The organism is Arthrobacter sp. PTI12 (assembly GCF_056679915.1).
In genome coordinates this window covers 1,438,754-1,460,414 of sequence record NZ_CM155256.1, presented here as the reverse complement: position 1 = coordinate 1,460,414, position 21,661 = coordinate 1,438,754, and the positions used below count along the sequence as shown (strand labels likewise).

Genomic DNA, 21,661 nt, shown 5'->3' with positions numbered 1-21,661 from the left:
ACAGCGCAAGCAGAAAATCACACCTGCTGCGAGGTCCACTCTGCCCAGGTCAGGTTCCAGTCACCAAAACCGTCCCAGACCTGCACCGGACCGGTGTCCGTATTCCGGATCTCGAGCATGTCGCCCGGACCGAACATGTCATAGAAGTACTTGGCACCCTCAGGGCTCATGCCTACACAACCGTGCGAAACGTTCAATTCACCCAGAATCGGCTGGGCTGCAGGAAGCGCCTCATGAACAAAAGCGCCACCATTCGAAATGCGGCTCGCGAAATTCACCTCAGTCGGCTCGTAGTAGGCGGGATCGCCCGGCTTCAAACCAATGGACTCCGCCGTAAACTTGGTCCGCTCGTACTGTTCCATCACGGTGTAGAACCCGAAGAAGGATGGCCATTCCTCAGTGCCGAGCGTCACGGGGAAGGTTTTCTCCAGCTTGCCATCGATGAAGACCTGCATCTGCTTGGTGGCATTGTCCACCACAGCCAGGCGGTCATTGTGGGTGGAGAAAGACCACGTGTCGTTGAAGTTGCCGATCATTCCATTACCGAAATCAACACCAAACAACTGCACATCAACGGTGATGGTGCTGTTCGGATCCCAGTACTCCTGAGCCCGGTAGCGCACCTCTGAATCGTTCAGCCAGTAGAACGCACCCTCCTGGCCGGACGTGCTGGTGATCGTGATGGCCTTTTCGACCGCATCCTTGTTGATCACCGGCTCGCTGAACGTGATCTCGATCGTCTGGCCGGTCCCAACAGTGGACCCTGGAGCCGGATACATCCAGGCATTGGCCTCATTCTCCGGCTGAACGGTGGTGAACGTCTGCTCCTGCCGGTGCTCTCCGCCGGCCGTGTCGACAAGAACGAACTCGAACGCATACTCCGTGGCAAACGAAAGCGGCCCGTCGGCCTTCCAGGAGGAACCGTCCTCCGACACCGTTCCTGCAACAGGCTCCCCGCCGGCCACAGGCATAAGCGACACGTCCTGGATGGTCGCCTCCTCCACCCGGATCTCCGGAAGCGTGACCGGATTCACCGCTACCGCACCGTCCGTCGGCGTCACACCGAACGTGAATTCCTCAGCAACCGCCGTTTGCTCAGCTTCCGGTTCCCCGGAAGAGGAAGGGGCAGACGACGGAGCGGACGACGACGGCGCTGCCGCCTGCTCATTGCCGAAGTTAGCCCAACTCGGCGCAGTAACGGCAGCCACAGCACCGCCACCGACAACCAGCAGTCCAGCGACAATCAGCGCACCGATCTTCCAACCGCGCCGCCGCGGCTGCTTCCCGTCGGAGAGATTCGACATGCTCTATACCCTGCCTGCTAGTTGCTGTCCAGTTGCCATTTTACGCGCGAGTACCCGGCAGCTCCGGCTGGACACACTTCGGTCCGGTTACGATTCCTGGCCGTACGTCACTGTGCCTGGTGGTCGCAACGCCCGTAACCTGCTGCTCGCCGCAGCGTCAGTACGACGCCGCGGCGTCAGCGCAACGGCTCAGTAGCGGTAGTGATCCGACTTGTACGGCCCGGCCACATCAACATCGAGGTACTCGGCCTGACCCTTGGACAGCTCGGTCAGCTCAACACCCAAGGCGTCAAGGTGCAGCCTGGCAACCTTCTCATCAAGAATCTTGGGCAGCACGTACACCTGCTTGGCGTACTCCGGCGATCCGTCCTCGCGCACCTGACCGTGCTTGCTGAAAAGCTCGATCTGCGCGATGGTCTGATTCGCAAACGAGTTGCTCATGACAAACGACGGGTGACCGGTAGCGTTGCCAAGGTTGAGCAAGCGACCCTCCGACAGCATGATGATGCTGCGCTGCTTGTCAGTCCCCTGATCGAATACCCACTCGTGAACCTGAGGCTTGATTTCCACCTTGGCAACGCCCGGCACGCGAGCCAGGCCCGCGATGTCGATCTCATTGTCGAAGTGACCGATGTTCCCGACGATCGCCTGATGCCTCATGGCCTGCATGTGGTGCGCCATGATGACGTCCTTGTTGCCCGTGGTCGTAATGAAGATGTCACCCACCGAAAGCACCGACTCAAGCTTGGCCACCTGGTAGCCGTCCATCACTGCCTGCAGTGCACAGATCGGATCGATCTCGGTCACGATCACCCGCGCACCCTGGCCGCGAAGTGCCTCAGCCGCACCCTTGCCGACGTCGCCATAGCCACAGACGACGGCGACCTTCCCACCAATGAGGACATCGGTTGCACGGTTCAGGCCGTCCGGCAGTGAGTGGCGAATGCCGTACTTGTTGTCGAACTTCGACTTTGTTACGGAGTCATTGACGTTGATCGCCGGAAACAGGAGCTTGCCCTGCTCGGCCAGCTGGTACAGGCGGTGAACACCGGTGGTGGTTTCCTCGGTGACACCCTGGATGGACGCCCCAATGCGCGTCCAGCGCTGCGGATCTTCGGCCAGGGAGGAACGCAGAACATCGAGGAAGACGACGTACTCGTGCGAGTAATCGACGTCATCTTCGGCCGGCGCAGCGGGTACCGCTCCGGCTGCCTCAAACTCCACACCCTTGTGCACGAGCATTGTGGCGTCACCGCCGTCGTCGAGAATCATGTTGGGCTCGGCGTCAGGCCACTGCAGGATCTGCGTGGTTGCCCACCAGTACTCCTCCAGAGACTCGTTCTTCCAGGCGAAGACCGGCACACCGGCCGGCTCTTCAACCGTTCCACGCCCGACGACGATGGCCGCTGCCGCTTCATCCTGCGTTGAGAAGATGTTGCAGGACGCCCACCGGACTTCCGCGCCGAGAGCCGTCAGTGTCTCGATCAGGACCGCCGTCTGTACTGTCATGTGCAGGGAACCGGCAATGCGGGCCCCCTTGAGCGGCTGGCTCTCGCCGAACTCACGCCGCAGTGCCATCAGCCCGGGCATCTCGTGCTCTGCAAGCCGGATCTGGTGACGACCGGCTTCTGCTAGGGAGAGGTCGGCTACCTTGAAGTCAAACGTCATAGTGATGGGGATTCCTCTGCTGGAGAAGCGGGCGTCGGAGCAGGCGCGGAAACGTTCTCCGCTGCCCTGAGTTCGGGACGAAGCAGCACGGGGATGGATTCGTCGATGGGGTATTCCACATAGCTACCTGCTGCATCCGGAGCTGACGAGCGCAGCGCCTCGCCCTCCTGCACCAGCGCGGATCCGGTCACGGGGCACCGAAGGATAGCCAACAGATCAGAAGAGATATTGGGCAACAGGATGCAGCCTTTCGAGGATTCCGGATGGCGTGCGGGGCAGCAACAGCTGTGACACGTGGGGCGGTATTACAAGGGTATCGCGCAGTGCATCAGCACCGGGAATCCGTGTGGATAGTGCTCACAACTGACAGTGGTCAAAACTCAGTGCTCAGAACTCAGCGGTCGCGTAAAACTCTCAGATGGCCGCGACGTGCACCTGGCTCACCGGGCGGCGGCGTCAGCGGAGACTTCGATCCGGGAGCAGCCGGTTCAGGAACGCTGCGGTCAACCGCAGCTTCACGAACAGCATTCACCAAAGCCAACAGGTCATCCGGGCTGGGTTCCGGCGGTCCGGATGGGAGTGCAAGCCGAAGTACTTCCCACCCACGCGGAACCGTGAGGTTCTCGGCATGGGGGGCGCACAAATCATAGGAGTGCGGTTCCGCGTAGGTGGCCAGCGGACCGAGGACAGCGGTGGAATCGGCATACACGTAGGTAAGCGTTGCCACAGCAGCACGCTGGCACGCTGAACGCGAACATTGCCGGATCGATCCCACGACTGATCAGCCTACCGTGTCCGGTGCCAGTGATGCAGCAGGAACGGGTTCGGACTAGAGTTTCAGCATGCGGGATAGCTCTTTTTCCATTCGTCCGGCTGTACCGGAAGGGCCTGTCGGTGAACAGTCCCGGTACGCCCGCCGGCGGCGTGATCGCCACGGTAGGGGCCTGCGCGGTGAGCTCATCCCGTCACACCTGCCTGGATCCCGCACCCGTTCCGAACGGTTCGAGGATTGGGTTCTGGAATCCGCACAGCGTCTCGAACGATTGTGGGGTGACAAGATCCAGGACGTCCAGATCCTCGTCCTCGAAATCCCTGACGGTCTGGAACAGATGGCCCCTGAAACCGTGCGCGGGCTACTGGGCACTTCCACTCCCGCCGCTGACAGGCAGCCTGCCACCATTACGGTGTTTCGCCACCCCATCGAAATGACCGCGAAGGGCTACGTTCCCGCCAACGAACTGGTGCATGACGTGGTGGTCGAGCAGATGGCCGAACTGTTGGGCATGGCACCCGAAGCGGTAGACCCCGCCTACGGCCGCTCCCGGGCCTGAAGGTAACAGGCCTAAAGGTCCCGGGCCTGAAGGTAACGGGCCTGAGACGGGCGAGCTGCACAATCCAGCCCCGGCCAAACAGCGCCGAAACAACTCAGCTAGAACCCGATATTCACCGAAACGCTCTGCTGGCCTGCACTGCCCGCAGGAATGGGAGCTACGGAAATTCCGGGAGTATCGCCGTCGAGCGTTGTCACCTGCGCACCATAGGCAGGATCACCGGAGACGCCGATCAGCACAGCAACCGTCTCTTTGCCGAGATCAGCAGCAGGCACCGTCAGGGTGGTGCCGCCTGCGACGTCGAACACTTGCTCTTCGCCCAGGGCGCCCTCCGCAGTGACCGGCAGAAGGCGAACCTCCGCCCGGCCGGTGGGCGCACTGAAGACATAGGCTGCGTCCGCTCCGGTAGGTAACGTCGACACGTGCTGGCTTCCGAGGCGCACAGCAGACGGGACCTGTGCCAGGTCGATCGGCTCTTCCGGTTCAGTACCGCGGACAACCCTGGCCGATGCGGAAATCAGGACGTCGGAACTGATGACAGCCGAATAGTTCCCCTCTGGCAGCGACTCCAGCGGGATGGAGGTGACCGAACCGGCCGCCGCCGTAACAACGCCACCGCCGGGCAACTCCACCTCACCGTTTGGTCCGAACACACGGACATCCAACACAGCATCCGTTCCACCCGGCACCGCAACCTGCAGCGACGGCCCGGCACCGGCATAGCCCTCCTGCGCGATGATCGGGTCCATCACATCCGGCGCCTGAATCTGGATGCCCGGAACAACCTGCGATGAAGCGCTCGGCGCCGAGGCCTGGATCAGTTCCACCCCGCCGGGAGTCAGTCCGCGCAACATGCTCTGCTGGATGAATCCGCTGACCCGCCCGCCGTCACTGCGCACGCGAATGGCAACGTTCTCCTCATTCGCCGCAAGGCCGGCAACCACTATCGACTCCGACTCACCGGGAGCAATGAGAATCCCCCGGCCGCCCGGAGCGTCAACCACGCCCTCGGACCCGTACAGGTCCAGGTTGACGGTTGCAGGCGACTGCGACGGATTGTGCAGGTTCAGCACCGCCGTTGCACCCACCGTGGTCACCGCTCCGACCAGCCAGAAATCGTTCGACGGAACCTGACAGTGCGCTACCGCCAGGCCCGAAAGATCGCCATCCGTCGCGGTATAGGTAAACCCGGCACCGGCAGTAGCACGCTGCTCCCCCAGAGCCTGGGCACGCAACACGGCCGCACCCTCGACTGCCTGCCCGGAGACAACACCCGCTACTCGGTTGGTCAGGCCGTCCTCGTTGCTGACCTGCGGGTCCTCCTGCTCGGACTCGGGCACCTGCTCGGCAAGAACCGCCAGCGGATCGCCACCGCCCAACGGAGTGATCGACGAGCCCGGAACAGTGCCGCCTAAATCGCTCAAAGTCATGGCGCTGACTCGGTTACGGGCGGTCTCAGACACCGGACTGAACTCCGGATCGCCGCCGTCCACAGTGCCCTCGAGCAGCCGCAACGGTTCCGGACATACGGCCGAATACTCCCCCGCCGGCACCGCCGCCGTCGGCACCGGGAACGTTACTGCCGCGCCCTCAATGTTCTGCACAATGCTCGCCCCCGCCAGCACGCCCGTCGCAGACACCAGTACGACGCCGGCAGCAACCCCCGCTGCACCGCGCACCCAGGTGCCGCTTCGTTTGGCAGGCACGGCCGTCTCACTAACCTTCTTCGTTGCGCTCATTGTCAGCTGCCGGCCCTTCCGCTGCTCAGGGCAGATTCGCGTTCAGGCGGGTCAGTTAAGTCAGCCGGGTCGGACGCACTAGCCGGGCCGGCTGATTCAGCACTTCCAAACGCGTCAGCACTTCCAGCCCCACTAGCCACAGGTTCCGCCGCCCGCCGCCCGCTCGACACCGGAACCGCTGCCGTTCGATTACGGCCCTGCGGCACGTGGACAAAGCGGGGGCGCGCAGGAATCGGAACGGCCAGCAGAACAGTCAGGCTGAACACGATCGCCTGCGCAATTCCGGACCACGGTTCCCACGCCGTGACGTAGTGAACCTCCAGATCGCCACCCGCAGCAGGCAGCGCAAACGCCTGATTCCATCCGGTAGACGCCGGTTCCAGCCGTTCACCGTTGAGGGTCGCTTCCCAGCCGGGCTCGGACCGCTCATTCAGCACCAGCATCCTGCCCTCAGGGCCTGCCGGAACCGTGCCCGAAGCGGTCGTGGCGTCGGAGTCGAGCACGCTCAGGGTTGAGCCCGCTTCATCAACAATCCGAACCCTGCCCACCTGGGCCTCGGCTACCGAATTACCGGAAGCGGACATCTCTACCCGCCACAACCAGCCGGCCTCGGTGTTGCCCACCGACACAAGTCCGGGAACAGAATCGATCTGGCTGGCGAGAACTTCAGCCGCCGAACCCGACTGCTGCAGCACAACAAAACCCACCCCAAGCCGCTCCAGTTCCTCGCGCGGGTCCACACCGGTGCCGGCCACCAGGGTGGCGACGGTACGCCGCACGTCGGCTGCCGCGTCGTCGTCCTCACGCAATTGGGCGTTCAACAGTGAACCGTGGAGCTGACGGGCAGAGTAGATCTGGGAGAGAGCATCGAGCGTGGTGCCGCCGCCCCGCATGAGCGCGGCACTGACGTTACTGTCGCCGTCGACATTCATCACCAGGGTGGTGCTGCGCTCACCCCTGGTACCGCGGTCAGCGGCGGTCGCCGGAAGTGTACGGGGTGCACTTGGCACCACTGCCTGCCCGGTTCCGAAAGTGGTCGCTTCCACCGCAGGATCCGGGGTACGCAGCTGCGGAACCAGCCAGACGGTCAGGCTTGTTGCCGGGCCCAACGCCAGCACCAGGGCAGCGGCGGTCAACCAGGCCCGGGCACCTAGAACCGGCCTACCGGAACGCCCGGACCTACCGGCACGCAGACGCTGCTGCAGCCATTCGCCGCCCAGCAGCGCAGCTGCCAGAAGCGCCAGGGAGACAATCGAGACCCACGGTCCGGTGAACGGTGTGATCAGCGATGATGAGCCGACGCCGGTCACCACCAGAGAACTCGCTACGCTGCCGAGCAGTGCCAGCAACGCCAGCAGCCACAGCACACGCGCAGCGGCCCTGGCCTTGCCGGGCAGGAAAAGCGCCGTCGCAGCAAGCAGCAGCACCGGCAGCCCAACGATCAGCGAAACAACAAGCGGCCACGGTCCCTCGAACAGGTCCGGAAACGCAGCAAGCCCGCCGAACGAAGGAAAAGCTACCGGATAGCCCAACAGTTGCTGCCACAGGGGCGCAGCGTTGAACGGCAGCGGAAGGCCGGGGTCCCCAAAGACGGCCCAGGGACGGTCGAGTGTGGACGCCGCAAACGGAATGAACAGGGCCAGCGGCGGCAGCAGCGCCCACCAGAGTGTCTTGGCACGGCGGCGTGCAACCAGGGTGATCAGCACAACAGCCAGCACAAAAAACAGCAGCAGCGACGGAGCAGACGCAGTCACCACGGCAAGCATCAGGCCCGCCGCAGCAGCCGCCGTCCAGCTCGGAACACCATTGATGCCCGGCTTGAGCATCAACTGAAGTGAACGCTGGCGCCTGGATGAGTCAACGGCGTCGTTGGTCTGTGATCCGGGCCTACCGGGAGCCTGCCCCACTGCGCGGATGAACGCCAGCGCAACCAACGGCAACAGGAGGTGCACCAGGAGTGCACCGAGCCTTCCGCTACCGGTTGCAACCTGAAGTACCGGCAGCGATCCCCAGAAGAACGCAGCCCACAGCCGAAGCGAACGGCTGCGCACAAAAGCACCCGATCCAAACCAGGCACTCAATCCAGCCAACGGCGCAGCACACAGCATCAGCACGACGACGGCCACGTTGCCGTTGCCGAATCCCAGCACCGATATCAGCCACAACACATAGCTGAATGGATCTCCGTGCCCGGCGAAGCCTGCACCGAGATCGATCCACCAGCGCGATCCATTGGCCCAGATCTCGGCAAGATCTGTTGACAGCGGCAGGAGGGAACCGCCCGCCAGCGCTGAGGCACCGATGAACCGGTGCAGCGCGACCAGTGAAACACCGAGCAGCACTATCGCCGCAGCAATGGCACCCCAACCCGCCCAGATCCGGGAGGGGCCTTCCAGTGCTGCGAAGTCGTCGTTCGCATCGCCCGAGGGTACGTCCACAGCAGTGCTCTGGGCGTAGGACTCGTCTTCGAGTCCGCGTGCTGAAAACGCCTCCACCACTGACTTCCGGTGTGACCACACCTCCCTGCGATCGGTCCGCAACGCACGCACCACTGACCGCGGCAGCCGCCTGGTCCGGGCGGCTGATCGACGGGACCGGTACAAATCGAAGGGCTTCAGCACGGCAGCGATGCTGGCGGTGAGCTGGCCGACGCCGTACCCCGGGTCCTTTGCCAGCAGACCGAGAATCAGGCGGGCGAAGCCGCCCAGCACGGCACCGACCGCAAGGAACGGAACCTTCCACAGCGTTGCGTGCTTGAGGCGCAGATACACTTCGGCACGCCGCGCAGCACCGAGCGTTGCCGCGTGGTTGTCCCGTGAGCCGGCATGGCGCAAAACCGCACCCGGAGCCACCACTACACGGTGACCGGCGAGGCGGTTGCGCCAGCAGAAGTCGACGTCGTCTCCGGTACCGGGAAGCGCGGGGTCAAAACCACCCAGCTTGTCCCACACATCACGGCGGATCAGCATGCCTGCCGAGTTGACGGCAAACATGTCACTGCGGACGTCATACTGGCCCTGGTCCAGTTCGTCGACGTCGATCAGGGTGAGCCGCTCAGCCCACCGGCTGATGGACAGCCCAACATCCACCAGCTTGCGCCGATGCTCCCACTCGACCTGCTTGGCACCGGCAACGGTCACGGACGGCGCCAGCTCGACTGCTCGAAGGAGCTGCTCAAGCGCCGTCGGTTCGGGAGCGGAATCATCATGCAGAAGCCAGATCCAGTCGTGAACCCCGCTGGCGGGATCGGAACTGTCAGGTTCCGATCGGCGGCTGGAAGGAATCTCGGCAAGCCCTGTACGGACGGCGGCACCGAAGCCGCCGCGCCCGGAGGCGCCTACTACGGGGGAACCCACCGGAAGCTGCAGTTGCAGAAGAGACGCCGATTCATCAGATGAACCGGCGTCGACTCCTACATGGAAGTCCGGGGGTCGGGTCTGCTGACCGAGTGCCTTGAGTGTGTCCGGAAGGTACTCGGCGCCGTTGTGGGCTACGACAACGGCTGTGACCCTTTGTTGCGGATGAATCAGACCGCTCGCTTTCGTAAACGGCGGCGCTCGCGCTCGGAAAGTCCGCCCCAGATGCCGAACCTCTCGTCATTCTCCAGCGCATACTCCAGGCACTGCGACTTGACGTTGCAGGAGCCGCAGACCTTCTTGGCATCCCGCGTGGAGCCGCCCTTTTCAGGGAAGAACGCCTCCGGGTCCGTTTGAGCGCACAGTGCGTCAGCCTGCCAGCCCAGCTCGCCTTCATCATCGAAGTCGGAGCCGATGCCCGGAAGACCAATCCATACCGCCTGGTCAACCCGCTCCGGCACGGCCTGGCGGCGTGGTGCCGCTGCGGGCTCGGCATCGAGGAAATTCTCGACGCCGGCACCCTCGGTCAATGCCTCATGGGCCGCCAGGAAGGCGGTTGCCTCATTTTCAAGCGACGAAGTCTGCTGCCTGTACCGCTCAGCAGCGACCGGATCCGCCGGATCGACGTACCAGTCCTGCGGAACGCCGCGCGATCCGTAGCGCGCAGACGCCTGGGCCGCGATGGACGTGCGGTCCTGAATGTGCTCTGCTTGCCCCATACCAGCCTCCCGGTGTAGCAGCTTCGGACAGAAACTAGTGTGGGAGATGTGCCTTCAGCAAGCCGCTGAGAAACCCCGAAATCCCGTCTGCCGAAGCAAATCCGATGACCTAATTACACGCGTGTAAGTAGCATCGAGTCAAGCGGCGAAGGGAATCTTATAGAGTGAATTTCCCAAATGGCGGGCACGCCACGCGAAGCGCACCTCACAATTGTGCAACTGAACCCGCAGGTCAGCACGCTTACCCAACGAAAGGCAGGCACCCAGTGGCACCACTGAAGTCCGTTGCAGAATTATGTGAGTCCCTCCGGTCCGCGTCCGGAGCACCCCGGCTCATTTGGTACGGGCCCGGCTCCGAACGGGTGGAACTCTCCGGCAGGGTGCTCGAAAACTGGGTTGCGAAGACGTCCAACATGCTGGTGGAGGAGCTCGACGCGGTGGCGGGCACCGTCGTCGCGGTTGGAATGCCGCCGCACTGGAAGAGCCTTGTGTGGGCGCTGGCGAGTTGGCAGGTCGGTGCGGTGACAGTGCTCCGGGACGAGACCGTGCGCAACGACGGGACAGCGCCCGGCGACCGGACCGCGCCCGACGACGGTGCCCCCGTAGATGTTCGGCTCACCATGGATGCCGCCCCGGAAGCACCGCGCGTTGGGCGGGAAGGGGACCGCGAGGATGAGTTGCTGGTACTGGTGGCGCCGGGCGCACTGGACATGCGCTGGCCCGGAACGCTTCCCAGCGGTGCCGTGGACTACGCAGCGACCGTCCGCGCGTTCGGCGATGTGTATCTCGAGGATCCCGCTGACAGCGGCGCCGAACTGATCCGTGCCGGCGGAAAGAGTTTCACGTTCAGCGACCTGCTGGACGGAGCGGACCAGCCCGCAGAAGGCATCTGGCTGGTCCCAGCCGCCTTGCCCCTGCTGACCGTCCTGCCGGCCGCCGTCCGTATCTGGGCAGCCGGTGGAACCGTGGTGCTGGTGCACCCGGAGGTCGAGGTGACCGACCGCCTGATGGAGGGTGAACGCGTTACTGCTCGGTTGGCTGTTTAGCTGACGGATGCACCACTGACTGGTTCGCCGGAGGGTATGCCACCGACTGGGGTGACTGGTGCGCCGGAGGGTGCGCCACCGGCTGGGGCGACGGGTGGGCTGATGCGGCGGCGTCAGCCGGAACCGGACCGGTGGCCACCGGCACGGATGATCCGGCGCCGGCACCTGCACCGGCAGTTGCACGGGAGCGGGGGTGGATCAGTTCATGGTCATGAGCGAACGCAGGCTCCGCATCGAGTTCCTCATTGAAGACCCAGAAGCGGTAGGCAACAAAACGAACGGCCGTTGCCAGCACGGTACCCACAATTCCGGCAACGAACAGCCCCGTGCGGTCGGAGATGTCGAGCGGGTACTTGGCGAGCCACACAAAGCCGGCCGCGATGCCCAGGCCGATCGCATTGATCAGCAGGAACATCATCAGTTCGCGCAGGACGTTGGCCTGGCGGCGGTGGCGGAAGGTCCAGTATCGGTTGGCAATCCAGGCGAACACCGTGGCAATAGCGGCGGACACCACCTGGGCCTTGACCTCGCTGTCCTCCATCGGACCGTGGATCAGGATCCAGAACAGTCCCTTGTCTATGATAAACGCCACACCGCCCACGGCACCGAACTTGGCCAGCTCACGCCAGAAGAGGGAGGCGAGGGCCCGGGTCCGGTCAACAACTGTGGTGATCATGACCCTCCGGTCTCTAGGACATTTCGCCGTAGCAGGACCGCGCCGAAGCGAAGTCATTCAGCTGAGGCGCCGCGGGCGCAGCACCGAAGCTGTCCGCGTACGACGTTCCGGAGAACCCTACGCCTGCCTGGCGGACAAACTGAAAATCAGCATCTGATGATCAGCACAACAACTGAGCGTCCATTTTACCGTTCAAGATTGGGACTTTCCTAGGAAGCGGGGGTTGCGAACAGGTCACATCCAAGGACCCCTCCGGCAATAGGTACCCTGAAGGGGTGACTTTTCCCGTAATCGGCGTCGTGGGCGGCGGCCAACTGGCGCGCATGATGGCTCCTCCCGCCGTCGAACTTGGCTTTGAACTTCGAGTGCTGGCGGAGGGACCCGACGTTTCAGCGGTGGCCGCCGTGGCACATTCAGCAGTGGGGAACTACACCGACCTGGAGGATCTGACCGCCTTCGCCAAGGGCGTGGACGTTCTCACCTTCGACCACGAACATGTGCCGGAACGGCACCTCCGCGCCCTGGTGGATTCCGGAATCAATGTCCAGCCGCACCCCGACGCGCTGCGCCATGCCCAGGACAAGCTGGTCATGCGGGCAGCAGTGGACCGGCTGGGGCTGCCCAATCCGCGCTGGAAGGCCGTCTCTTCAGTAGAGGAACTGCGGAAGTTCGGTGACAAAACGGGCTGGCCTGTGGTGTTGAAGACGCCACGTGGCGGCTACGACGGCAAGGGCGTCCGGATCATCAATTCGTACGACGACGCCGCACAGGCAGCCGACTGGTTCACCGGTTCCGAACTGCTCGCCGAAGAAAAGGTGCCCTTCACTCGTGAGCTGTCAGCCCTGGTTGCCCGCTCACCCCGTGGCGAGGCCCGCGCATGGCCGGTGGTCCATTCAATCCAGGTCAACGGCGTCTGCGATGAAGTCATTGCTCCCGCACAGGACCTGCCGGCAGGGCTGGCCCGCGCCGCCGCGGAAGCTGCCCTCCGCATCGCCGACGAGCTCGGTGTCACCGGTGTCATGGCCGTGGAGATGTTCGAAGTTCCCGGCAGCAGCGCCGGATTCCTCATCAATGAGCTCGCCATGCGGCCCCACAACTCGGGTCATTGGACCATGGACGGAGCGGTGACCGGCCAGTTTGAACAGCATCTGCGCGCCGTTCTCGACCTCCCCCTCGGGGACACATCCCTTGCCTCGGGCGTTGTGGTGATGAAGAACATCCTCGGCGGAGACAACGCAGAGCTGTATAGTGCCTATCCGATGGCGTTGCAGGCAGAGCCCGCCGCCAAGATCCACACCTACGGCAAAAGCGTACGGCCGGGCCGGAAGATCGGCCATGTCAACGCCATTGCCCTACCCGGTGACACAATGGCACAGGTCAGGGAGCGCGCCGAGCGTGCCGCGGCAATCCTGCGGGACGGCCGCGATCCCCGGAAGGAAACATCGTGAACAACTCCCCCGCCGGCGCCCTCGTGGGCCTGGTTATGGGCTCCGACTCGGACTGGCCGGTCATGGAGGCTGCCGCTCTGGCGCTAGAGGAATTCGGCATCCCGTATGAGGCTGACGTCGTTTCCGCACACCGCATGCCCGAAGACATGGTCGCGTACGGGCGTGAGGCCGCAGGCCGCGGACTGCGGGTCATCATCGCCGGTGCCGGCGGCGCCGCCCACCTGCCCGGAATGCTGGCATCGCTCACCTCGCTGCCCGTCATCGGCGTTCCGGTGCCCCTCAAACACCTCGATGGCATGGATTCCCTTCTCTCCATCGTCCAGATGCCTGCAGGCATTCCGGTGGCTACCGTCTCCGTCGGCGGCGCGCGCAACGCAGGGCTCCTCGCCGTCCGTATCCTGGCCTCCGGTGAGGGGCAGCATGCTCAGGAGCTCTCCGGCAACCTCACGAGGTTCGCACAGGAACTGCGGCAGACCGCCCTCGACAAGGGCGCGAAACTGCGCAAACACGCTGGTATGCGCACTGCCGACAGCGAAGGCGGCGCATGAGCCGGGCGGTTCACACCGGCCGGCCTTCCGAACGGACCATGCTCACCGATCCTGTGCGCTACCCGGAATCGGCTCCGTCCGGCATCCGCACCAGGCGCGCGTTCCTGCTCCTGGCGCTCACGCTGCTGATCCCGGGCGCCGCCCAGGTGGTTGCCGGAGACCGCAGGCTCGGCCGACGGGCGCTCCGCGTCACTTTCACCGTGTGGCTCCTGGTGATTACCGCCGTCGTTCTTGCGCTGGTTAACCGCCAGCTGGTGGTGAGCCTGCTCGCCAACGAGGTGTTCTCGCTGCTTCTCATTGCGGTGCTCGTGGCGCTGGCAGTCGGCTGGGCACTGCTCTTCATCAACACCCTGCGGATCATCCGCCCGCCGCTGCTGGACCGAGGGATGCGCCCGGCCGTTGCGGCAACGCTCGCCGTGCTGATGATCGTGACCAGCGGCGGGCTGGGCTACGGCGCGTACCTGCTCAACGTCGGCCGGAACACGTTCGGCAACATCTTCCAGGCCGGCCCCGCCTTTGACCCGGTGGACGGGCGCTACAACTTCCTCCTCATGGGCGGCGATGCCGGTGAGGACAGGCTGGGACGCCGTCCGGACAGCATTTCCGTGGTCAGCGTCGATGCTGACACCGGAGCCACCGTTACCTTCAGCATTCCCCGCGATTTCCAGAACGCGCCGTTCTCCGAGGACTCTCCGCTCTGGGAAGTCTGGCCGGACGGCTACAACTGCGGTAACGAGTGCATCATCAACAGCCTCTACCCGGTGGTTGCCCAGAACTACGCCGACCTGTATCCGGAGTCCCAGGACCCCGGCGCCGAAGCCATGATGGACGCGGCAAGCGGAATTCTCGGCATCGAGGTCCAGGCCTACATCCTCGTCGATATGGCCGGGTTTGAGCAGCTCATCGACGCGATGGGCGGTATCACGATCAACGCGGGCGGCTGGGTTCCCATCACATCCGAAGAGATCCCGGGCACCAGCCCCAAGCGGTACTACCCGCCGTCGGCCTGGATCGAGCCAGGCATCCAGACCCTCAACGGTTATGAAGCATTGTGGTATGCCCGCTCCCGTGAGTACGCCACCGACTACGCACGAATCCAGCGCCAGCAGTGTGTCCAGGCGGCGATGATCGCCCAGCTTGATCCCGCAACCGTGCTGACCCGTTTCCAGGACATCGCCGCCGCCGGTACGCAAATCGTCGAGACCGACCTCCCTCGTGACCAGCTGGGCAGCTTCGTAGACCTGGCGATCAAGGCGAAGAATCACGACGTCGGGCGCCTCACCATCGGCGCGCCGGACTTCGGTGACGCGGGCGACCTGTTCTCGACCTACCCGGACATCCCGCTGGTTCATGAGCGGGTGCAGGAGACGCTGGAGGCTGCTTCCGGAGAGGCTTCCGCCGCAGCGCTGGGGGAACTCACGGTGGACCGGGCGGGGCTGGTTGAGGCTCTGCCGGTGCATGCGTCCACGACTCTGCCGGGGCAGCTGCCGGCTCAGAACGTCACCGGCGAGATCACCGTCGACTACCTTCATCAGCTCGCGGTGAATCAGGATTGGACCACGCTCGAATCTCTCTTGGCCGATAACGGGGAATGCACCCCCGCCTAAGGAACGGATATCCCGATGTACCAGCTGGACAACCCGTTGCGTCCCTACACCTGGGGATCCACCACGGCCATTGCGGAACTGCTCGGTCGCACACCATCCGGCGGCCCTGAGGCCGAGCTGTGGATCGGCGCCCACCCTGACTCGCCCTCCACAGTGCTGGGACATGGGGACACTGGTACCTCGCTGGACGCGCTGATCGATTCCGACACTGACCGCACCCTCGGCGCTCCGACGCGTGAGGCGTTCGGTGACCGGCTGCCGTTCCTGATGAAGGTGCTCGCTGCGGCGGCGCCGCTCTCGCTGCAGGTCCACCCCAGTCCGGAGCAGGCGCAGGAGGGGTTCGACCGGGAGAACGCCGCATCGGTCCCGCAGGACGCTCCGCACCGGAACTACCGCGACGCGTTCTCCAAGCCCGAGCTGATCTTCGCGCTCACCGACTTCGATGCGCTGTGCGGATTCCGTGCGCCGACCGAAGCGGCACGGATCTTCACGGGTCTCGTGGACCTGCTCGAGAAGCAGCAGGGCTCGGCGCCTGCCATCCTGAGCGCCGTCGTCGCCGACCTCGGCATTCCGGATGAGGCGGCAGCTCTGCGCGAAGCCTTCACCCGGCTCCTGACCGGCGGTGCGGAGACACGGACGGCCGTTGAGCGGGTGGTCGAGGCATTGGACAAGGGACTTCCCGACTCCGCGGACCCGCTTGTGGCTGCAGCGGCCGCAACCGTCCTGCAGCTCAACGGACACCACGAGAGCGATCCGGGCGTGTTGGTTGCACTCCTCCTCAACAGGGTTACCCTGCAGCCCGGACAGGCGCTCTACCTACCGGCGGGAAACGTGCACGCCTACCTGGAAGGCCTCGGTATTGAAGTGATGGCGTCCTCGGACAACGTCCTGCGCGGCGGATTGACCACCAAACACGTTGATACCGGCGAGCTGCTGAAGACCGTCGAGTTTGCGCCGCTCGCGCTGCCACTGCTTGACCCGGAATCCACCCCGCTGGGACAGGAGCTGTACTGCCCACCGTTTGACGAGTTCCAGCTACAGCGCCTTGAACTTCCCGTTTCCTTCGGGGATGACGCCGCATCAGCCGACATCCCGATCGCTCAGAACGGACCCACGGTGGTGCTGGTGGTGTCCGGAACGGTTGTGCTCGACTCCCCCAAGGGCGACCTCATCCTGCACCGCGGGCAGAGCGCCTTCATCCCTGCCAACGAGTCGCCGGTGATGGCACGCCTCGCGTCGGACAATACGGACACCACAGACGACGACGGCGACAGCACCGCCGTCGCCTTCGCCGTCACCGTGGGTGCCGCCGGAGATTCTAATCCTGGCGGGTTGGGGCCTGTCCGCGGCGGCCGCGAAGAGACTCAGCCTTAGCCCTGAGTGCTGGCAGGACTTTCGTCTTCAGTGCCGGCAGGGCCTTGGTCCTCAGTGCGCCCACCGCGCCGCGTGATGCGGAGAGCCCCTTGCGCGCCAGCGGCATCGCCGTCGCGTAGACCGGGTAAAGCGGCGACAGCGGCTTGTCCCAGGTGCCCATGAGCAGGTTCTCGTGCTTGGCCCAGCCCATCTTGAACTTGGACACGCCGTCATTCAGGAGGCCGTTGAAGTCATAGCGTTCAACCCCGCGCGCCTTCATCTCCCGGATAGCAAGCCATTTAAGGGCGTAGTTCGCGCGCAGCCGCTCGCCCTCCTCCGTCATGCCGCCATACAGCTCGAAGGCCGTGTGTTCGCTGGCCGACAGCCAGAGGAACGCAACCATGGTGGTGCCCTGGAAGGCTGCATATACGGGTGACGCCGACCCGAGGTTCTTGTGGATGTCGAGGTAGTAGCGGTCCTCGTGAATGCCGAAGCCGGCACGTTCCGCTGTTTCCCGGTAGACCTTGAGGCAGTCCGCGATCTCCCCCGGCGTTACCTCACGAAACTCGAGTTCTTCCCGCGCGGACTTGCGGATGTACTGGCGGTGCTTCTTCGACATCTCGGCCAGCAGTTCATCCTCGCTGAGCAACAAGTCGAGGATGAGCGTACGCGGGATAAGGATGGTGTTCTCGGTGGCACGGAAGCCGGCAGCGCGAACTGCTCCCGCGAAATCCGAGTGCGCGTCCCAGTCCGGCTCAATGCTGAGCACGGTCCCGGCATAGGCGTCCCGCGCGTAATTGCCGAGCGCCTCGAGGACTTCCTGTGCGTGCCCTGCCCCGCACACCGGACCACGCGGAATGTAGACGAGCGCGCGGAACGGCAGGGGCAGCCGTCGGATCAGGATCTGGGCGCACGCAATGGTCTCGCCGTCCCTGTTCAGCAGGAGCCGATCGGTCCGCCAACCGTGGTCGGCCTTCGTCTGCCCCCACCCCCACAGCTGCTGCGGGTGACCATTCAGGCGGTTGACCGCTGCGTCCCATTCGGGCGCGTTCCAACACGGAGCAATGACGAGGTTCATGGTGCTAAGCCTACTGGCCGAGGGACCTGCGCCGAGCGCCAGCGGGCGCTGGGGGGCCGACTCGCGATAGCTTTCTCGTCTCGGGATAGCGCTTAGGCCATCCGATAGCGGTTAACCCCTCTCGCATGGCAAATCTGCTATCAGAAGACCAGCGGCGTCGCGTTCTGCGGCACGCCGGCCGCCCGGAGGCACCTCTCCAACGCAGCTGGGGAGACCGCAGCCTCCCAAAGCCAGCGCACTACGTGCCGACCTGTGCTGCGAATGCGGTCTTCCCGGATCTTCTCGTCGATGACCACCTGAGATGCGGTTCGGCCCTGGAGGTACTCGGGTTTGAGGTATTTGGTAAGGCCGTCGAACTCGCCGACGATACCGGAGGCCTTCCAGTAGAAGTCCACAGTTGCGGCATGGCCATCGGAATCGTGAACGTCGTATTGCAGTTCAGGCGCCTCGAAACCGCGAGCCGCCATGTGAACCCTGCTCAGGGACTCACCGGGCAGCATGGCGAGTCCGTTGGCGAAATCGAGCACCCGCGTAGCTTTTCGCCGGGCACGAGCAGTGGGCAAGGATTCTATATAGGTTGCGATTTCGGGTTTGCCGACGGGGTTGGCACGGCGCTCGGCCGGAAGCCGCACCGCATTCAACGCCCTGTCCATCACTGCGACGGCCCAGGGAAGGTCATAACGCAAGGCCAGCTCGACCGCTGTCTGGATCTTTCCCGTCACAGTGAAACCGCCAATCTGAACGCAAGGACCGACCGCAGGCCTGACGATGCGGCGAACACCGTTGCCGGTCCGCCTGCCGGAGCCCTGCGACACAAGGGTGTCCACCATGGTCGGCGTTTCAGGTAGCGGCAAGCCCCACAGGAACGCGGCCGATTCCTCGGCGAAGAGGGGCGCGTTGGTTGACGTCCGAAGCACCGCCTGAAGGGTCAACCGGTATTGCTGGTTGGCGTCCAGGGCCTTCCACTGGACGGCATCGACGTAGCAGCCCTGGCGGATGCGGACTAGGGTTCCGCGCCGCGCACCCCTGGCCAGCCGGCGCGGCCAGTCCTCGTCAAGGGAACGGTCTGCCGCACTCTGGATTGCTGGAAGGTTCACACCCCTTACCCTGCCGGGTGGGGCATGAGCTGCGCCACGGCAAAGGCGGCACATGTGGATAACCGGCAGCCAGCGGACAGGCCACGCGGCGATCATAGGCCAACGCCATCGTACTCCTCGATAGCGTTTGTGCCGTCGGATAGCAGACCGGCCAGGCGGTACAGGTTAACCGCTATCGCTTGGCCGAATCGCTATCGCGAGCGTGGCGCGACGACTGCGCGGCAACCCGGGAGGAAAAGCGCCACCCGGCACGCCGCAAGTGCTAGCTCAGGCGGGCGTAGCTCTCCCACTTGTGAGCCTGGTGCTCACCGTCAACCACACGGATGGTGCCCGACTTCGAGCGCATTACGATCGACTGGGTAAGCACCTTGCCGCCGGAGTAGCGGACGCCGCGCACCAGGTCGCCGTCGGTGATGCCGGTCGCTGCAAAGTAACAGTTGTCGCTGGTGACCAGGTCATTGGTGGAGAGAACGCGCTCAAGGTCGTGGCCGGCGTCGAGCGCTTTCTGCTTCTCCTCGTCGCTGGTGGGCCACAACCGGCCCTGGATCACACCGCCAAGGGACTTGATGGCACACGCAGCAACGATGCCCTCCGGCGTGCCGCCAATGCCCATGAGCGCGTCGATGTCAGTGCCTTCACGGGCAGCCGCGATTGCTCCAGCGACGTCGCCGTCCATCAGGAACCGGGTGCGGGCACCGGCGTCGCGGATCTCCTGGACCAGCGGACGGTGACGGTCGCGGTCAAGGATCATGACATTGATCTGGTTGACCTTTTTGCCCTTGGCCTTGGCAATCAGGTGCAGGTTCTGTTTCACGGGCAGGCGAAGGTCAACCATGTCCGCAGCTTCGGGACCGGTGACCAGCTTCTCCATGTAGAAGACGGCCGAGGGATCAAACATGGTGCCGCGCTCAGCCACTGCCAGAACGGCGAGCGCATTGTTGATGCCCAGCGCCGTCAAGCGGGTGCCGTCGATCGGGTCCACCGCGACATCGCACTCCGGACCACTTCCGTCACCGACCCGCTCACCGTTGTAGAGCATCGGCGCTTCGTCCTTTTCGCCCTCACCAATAACCACAACGCCGTTGAAGTGGACGGTCGAGAGGAGCGAGCGCATGGCGTCAACGGCAGCGCCGTCAGCCTTGTTCTTGTCGCCGAAACCAACCCAGTGCCCACCGGCAATGGCTGCGGCCTCGGTGACGCGCACCAGCTCAAGGGCGAGGTTGCGGTCCGGCTCGTCATCCCCCACGGCAAGAGCCGGGGAAAGGGTGGAATACTGCGCGTTCTTTGCGGTGTCGGACACGTTTACCTCATCGTTGAATTAGCGGTTCCTCTTCGGCAATCATAGTGCGGCTCTGCGCTGCGGCCATTTTCGTGACGGATGCAGCGTGAGGGACAATGGAGGAGTGAGCAATACCCAGGAAAACCAGCAGGAGGCACCGGCAACCCCGGTACTCACGGCCAAGCAGGCAAAGCGCGCCAACGCGTCATCCATCGGCATGTTCATCGCCACCGCCGTCACCCTTGCACTGGTGCTCTTCGTGGTCCTGCTCAACCCAACGCACACGGCCGAGACCTACACGCGGGACATCGACGTCGCTACCGTAGCCTCCCAGGCGGAAGACGCCGCCGGTTACGAGCCGGCCGCCGCTGTTCTCCCGGACGGTTGGACCTCCAACTACGCACGCTGGACGGGCTCCGCATCCGACGGCGTCGCTTTCTGGGAAGTGGGCTACCTCACCCCCGATCGCGAGTTCATCCAGGTCACACAGACCAACAACTCCAACCCCACCTGGTTCTCCCAGCGCCTTGAGGACGCGCAGCCTTCGGGACAACGCGTGATCGACGGCGTCACCTGGGAGCTGCTGGACAGCACCTCCGGCGATGTGTTCCTCACTACCGAACAGGACGGCTTCACGCTCATCCTGAACGGGACCGCGGACCTGGCGCAGTTCGATGTTCTTGGCAGCGCAGTGCTGGAGGACCTGGGCTAGCCCTCAACGTAAAGTCACCAACCGGGTGCCGAAGCGCGATAGCAGTAGAGTGAGAGCCGTGACCAAGCAACTGACTCCCGCTGAAGCCTGGCAGAAACTGCGTGATGGGAATGCGCGGTTCATTTCCTCCTCGTCGTCCCACCCCAACCAGGACGCGTCCCGCCGCACGTCGCTGGTGAACACCCAGGATCCCTTCGCCGTCATCTTCGGCTGCTCGGATTCCCGCCTGGCAGCCGAGATCATTTTCGACGTCGGACTCGGTGACATTTTCGTGGTCCGGACGGCAGGACAGGTGATCGACGACGCCGTCCTCGGCTCGCTTGAATACGGTGTGGGCGTCCTCAATGTGCCGCTGATTGTTGTCCTTGGACATGACTCCTGCGGCGCTGTCACCGCAACAGCCAACGCCATTGACTCCGGCACCATGCCCGTAGGCTTCCTCCGCGACCTCGTTGAACGCATCACTCCCTCGGTGCTCACCTCACGGCGCAACGGAGATCACGAGATCAACGACGCCGTGGAAGAACATATCCGGCAAACCGCACAGCGCCTGGTTGACTCGTCGCGCGTCATCGCGAGCGCCGTCGAAAAGGGGTCTACCGCCGTCGTCGGTGTTACCTACCATCTGGATGAAGGCAAGGCCGACCTCGTGTCGGAACTGGGCGCCCTCTGATTTGTGGGGCTCAGCGCCACAGGCGAG

The 21,661-nt window shown here is 64.2% G+C and carries 18 protein-coding genes and 1 pseudogene; 8 read left to right on the top strand and 11 right to left on the bottom strand.

All coding sequences use genetic code 11. The features are described from left to right. Positions 1-17 precede the first annotated feature (17 nt). The 4 genes from AC1MBU_RS07225 to AC1MBU_RS07210 form a co-directional block, all read right to left on the bottom strand. Positions 18-1,304: a L,D-transpeptidase gene (locus tag AC1MBU_RS07225; protein ID WP_479789618.1), complete on the bottom strand. Its 1,287-nt coding sequence runs from the start codon at positions 1,302-1,304 to the stop codon at positions 18-20. A gap of 189 nt (positions 1,305-1,493) precedes the next feature. Next, positions 1,494-2,972 (bottom strand): adenosylhomocysteinase, encoded by a 1,479-nt coding sequence (gene ahcY, locus AC1MBU_RS07220; protein WP_277358860.1) that lies wholly within the window; start codon positions 2,970-2,972, stop codon positions 1,494-1,496. Next, positions 2,969-3,163, bottom strand: coding sequence for a hypothetical protein (locus tag AC1MBU_RS07215; RefSeq protein WP_318533026.1), 195 nt, complete (start codon positions 3,161-3,163; stop codon positions 2,969-2,971). The genes ahcY and AC1MBU_RS07215 overlap by 4 nt, the downstream gene beginning before the upstream one ends. Before the next feature lie 203 nt (positions 3,164-3,366). After that, positions 3,367-3,747: a DUF3499 domain-containing protein gene (locus tag AC1MBU_RS07210; protein ID WP_082566093.1), complete on the bottom strand. Its 381-nt coding sequence runs from the start codon at positions 3,745-3,747 to the stop codon at positions 3,367-3,369. 67 nt (positions 3,748-3,814) lie between these two features. Between AC1MBU_RS07210 and AC1MBU_RS07205 the strand changes: the two genes are divergently transcribed. Beyond that, positions 3,815-4,303 carry a metallopeptidase family protein gene (locus AC1MBU_RS07205; protein ID WP_277358858.1) on the top strand — a complete coding sequence of 163 codons (489 nt, stop codon included), beginning with the start codon at positions 3,815-3,817 and terminating at the stop codon, positions 4,301-4,303. 98 nt (positions 4,304-4,401) lie between these two features. Here AC1MBU_RS07205 and AC1MBU_RS07200 read toward each other — a convergent pair whose 3' ends face one another. The 3 genes from AC1MBU_RS07200 to AC1MBU_RS07190 are packed head-to-tail and all read right to left on the bottom strand — an operon-like array spanning position 4,402 to position 10,117. Beyond that, the gene (locus AC1MBU_RS07200) at positions 4,402-6,009 is read right to left on the bottom strand and encodes a DUF5719 family protein (RefSeq protein ID WP_479789617.1); all 1,608 of its coding nucleotides are present in this window, start codon (positions 6,007-6,009) and stop codon (positions 4,402-4,404) included. Positions 6,010-6,044: 35 nt separating this feature from the next. Next, entirely contained in the window at positions 6,045-9,569 is a 3,525-nt protein-coding gene (locus AC1MBU_RS07195; RefSeq protein ID WP_479789736.1) for a glycosyltransferase family 2 protein, read from the bottom strand. Continuing rightward, positions 9,569-10,117 carry a WhiB family transcriptional regulator gene (locus AC1MBU_RS07190; RefSeq protein ID WP_479789616.1) on the bottom strand — a complete coding sequence of 183 codons (549 nt, stop codon included), beginning with the start codon at positions 10,115-10,117 and terminating at the stop codon, positions 9,569-9,571. Before AC1MBU_RS07190 ends, AC1MBU_RS07195 begins: the two co-directional genes overlap by 1 nt. 266 nt (positions 10,118-10,383) lie before the next feature. On the opposite strand from AC1MBU_RS07190, the gene AC1MBU_RS07185 reads away from it, so the two are divergent. Continuing rightward, positions 10,384-11,163 (top strand): TIGR03089 family protein, encoded by a 780-nt coding sequence (locus AC1MBU_RS07185; protein WP_277358855.1) that lies wholly within the window; start codon positions 10,384-10,386, stop codon positions 11,161-11,163. A 124-nt stretch (positions 11,164-11,287) separates the two neighbouring features. On the opposite strand, the pseudogene AC1MBU_RS07180 reads toward AC1MBU_RS07185, so the two are convergent. Further along, positions 11,288-11,839, bottom strand: a pseudogene (locus AC1MBU_RS07180) (GtrA family protein); the annotation flags it as partial. A gap of 323 nt (positions 11,840-12,162) precedes the next feature. On the opposite strand from AC1MBU_RS07180, the gene AC1MBU_RS07175 reads away from it, so the two are divergent. Genes AC1MBU_RS07175 through manA form a run of 4 tightly spaced genes read left to right on the top strand, consistent with a single transcriptional unit; the run spans position 12,163 to position 16,816 of the window. Next, on the top strand, positions 12,163-13,287 hold the full coding sequence (locus tag AC1MBU_RS07175) for a 5-(carboxyamino)imidazole ribonucleotide synthase (RefSeq protein ID WP_479789735.1): 1,125 nt from the start codon (positions 12,163-12,165) through the stop codon (positions 13,285-13,287). A 35-nt stretch (positions 13,288-13,322) separates the two neighbouring features. Then, positions 13,323-13,835 (top strand): 5-(carboxyamino)imidazole ribonucleotide mutase, encoded by a 513-nt coding sequence (purE, locus tag AC1MBU_RS07170; protein ID WP_277358865.1) that lies wholly within the window; start codon positions 13,323-13,325, stop codon positions 13,833-13,835. Beyond that, complete coding sequence (locus AC1MBU_RS07165) at positions 13,832-15,442, top strand: LCP family protein (RefSeq protein ID WP_277358853.1); 1,611 nt, start codon at positions 13,832-13,834, stop codon at positions 15,440-15,442. The genes purE and AC1MBU_RS07165 overlap by 4 nt, the downstream gene beginning before the upstream one ends. A 15-nt stretch (positions 15,443-15,457) precedes the next feature. Then, positions 15,458-16,816, top strand: coding sequence for a mannose-6-phosphate isomerase, class I (gene manA, locus AC1MBU_RS07160; RefSeq protein WP_277358852.1), 1,359 nt, complete (start codon positions 15,458-15,460; stop codon positions 16,814-16,816). Here manA and AC1MBU_RS07155 read toward each other — a convergent pair. The 3 genes from AC1MBU_RS07155 to glpX form a co-directional block, all read right to left on the bottom strand. Continuing rightward, positions 16,761-17,873, bottom strand: a complete 1,113-nt coding sequence (locus AC1MBU_RS07155) for a lipid II:glycine glycyltransferase FemX (RefSeq protein ID WP_479789615.1) — start codon at positions 17,871-17,873, stop codon at positions 16,761-16,763. The genes manA and AC1MBU_RS07155 overlap by 56 nt on opposite strands. Positions 17,874-18,013: 140 nt before the next feature. Continuing rightward, positions 18,014-18,970 carry a hypothetical protein gene (locus AC1MBU_RS07150; RefSeq protein ID WP_479789614.1) on the bottom strand — a complete coding sequence of 319 codons (957 nt, stop codon included), beginning with the start codon at positions 18,968-18,970 and terminating at the stop codon, positions 18,014-18,016. Positions 18,971-19,232: 262 nt separating this feature from the next. Next, complete coding sequence (glpX, locus tag AC1MBU_RS07145) at positions 19,233-20,270, bottom strand: class II fructose-bisphosphatase (RefSeq protein WP_056548853.1); 1,038 nt, start codon at positions 20,268-20,270, stop codon at positions 19,233-19,235. 103 nt (positions 20,271-20,373) lie between these two features. Here glpX and AC1MBU_RS07140 point away from each other — a divergent pair, with 103 nt between their 5' ends. Both AC1MBU_RS07140 and AC1MBU_RS07135 read left to right on the top strand, forming a co-directional pair. Further along, positions 20,374-20,961, top strand: a complete 588-nt coding sequence (locus AC1MBU_RS07140; protein WP_277358849.1) for a DUF4245 domain-containing protein — start codon at positions 20,374-20,376, stop codon at positions 20,959-20,961. Between the two features lie 58 nt (positions 20,962-21,019). After that, entirely contained in the window at positions 21,020-21,634 is a 615-nt protein-coding gene (locus AC1MBU_RS07135) for a carbonic anhydrase (protein WP_056548856.1), read from the top strand. Positions 21,635-21,661 lie beyond the last annotated feature (27 nt).

Coding starts and splice junctions, on each gene's coding strand:
- AC1MBU_RS07225 (WP_479789618.1), bottom strand. CDS start 1,304: ATGTCGAATCTCTCCGACGGGAAGCAGCCGCGGCGGCGCGGTTGGAAG.
- ahcY (WP_277358860.1), bottom strand. CDS start 2,972: ATGACGTTTGACTTCAAGGTAGCCGACCTCTCCCTAGCAGAAGCCGGT.
- AC1MBU_RS07205 (WP_277358858.1), top strand. CDS start 3,815: ATGCGGGATAGCTCTTTTTCCATTCGTCCGGCTGTACCGGAAGGGCCT.
- AC1MBU_RS07190 (WP_479789616.1), bottom strand. CDS start 10,117: ATGGGGCAAGCAGAGCACATTCAGGACCGCACGTCCATCGCGGCCCAG.
- AC1MBU_RS07175 (WP_479789735.1), top strand. CDS start 12,163: ATGATGGCTCCTCCCGCCGTCGAACTTGGCTTTGAACTTCGAGTGCTG.
- purE (WP_277358865.1), top strand. CDS start 13,323: ATGGGCTCCGACTCGGACTGGCCGGTCATGGAGGCTGCCGCTCTGGCG.
- AC1MBU_RS07165 (WP_277358853.1), top strand. CDS start 13,832: ATGAGCCGGGCGGTTCACACCGGCCGGCCTTCCGAACGGACCATGCTC.
- manA (WP_277358852.1), top strand. CDS start 15,458: ATGTACCAGCTGGACAACCCGTTGCGTCCCTACACCTGGGGATCCACC.
- AC1MBU_RS07155 (WP_479789615.1), bottom strand. CDS start 17,873: ATGAACCTCGTCATTGCTCCGTGTTGGAACGCGCCCGAATGGGACGCA.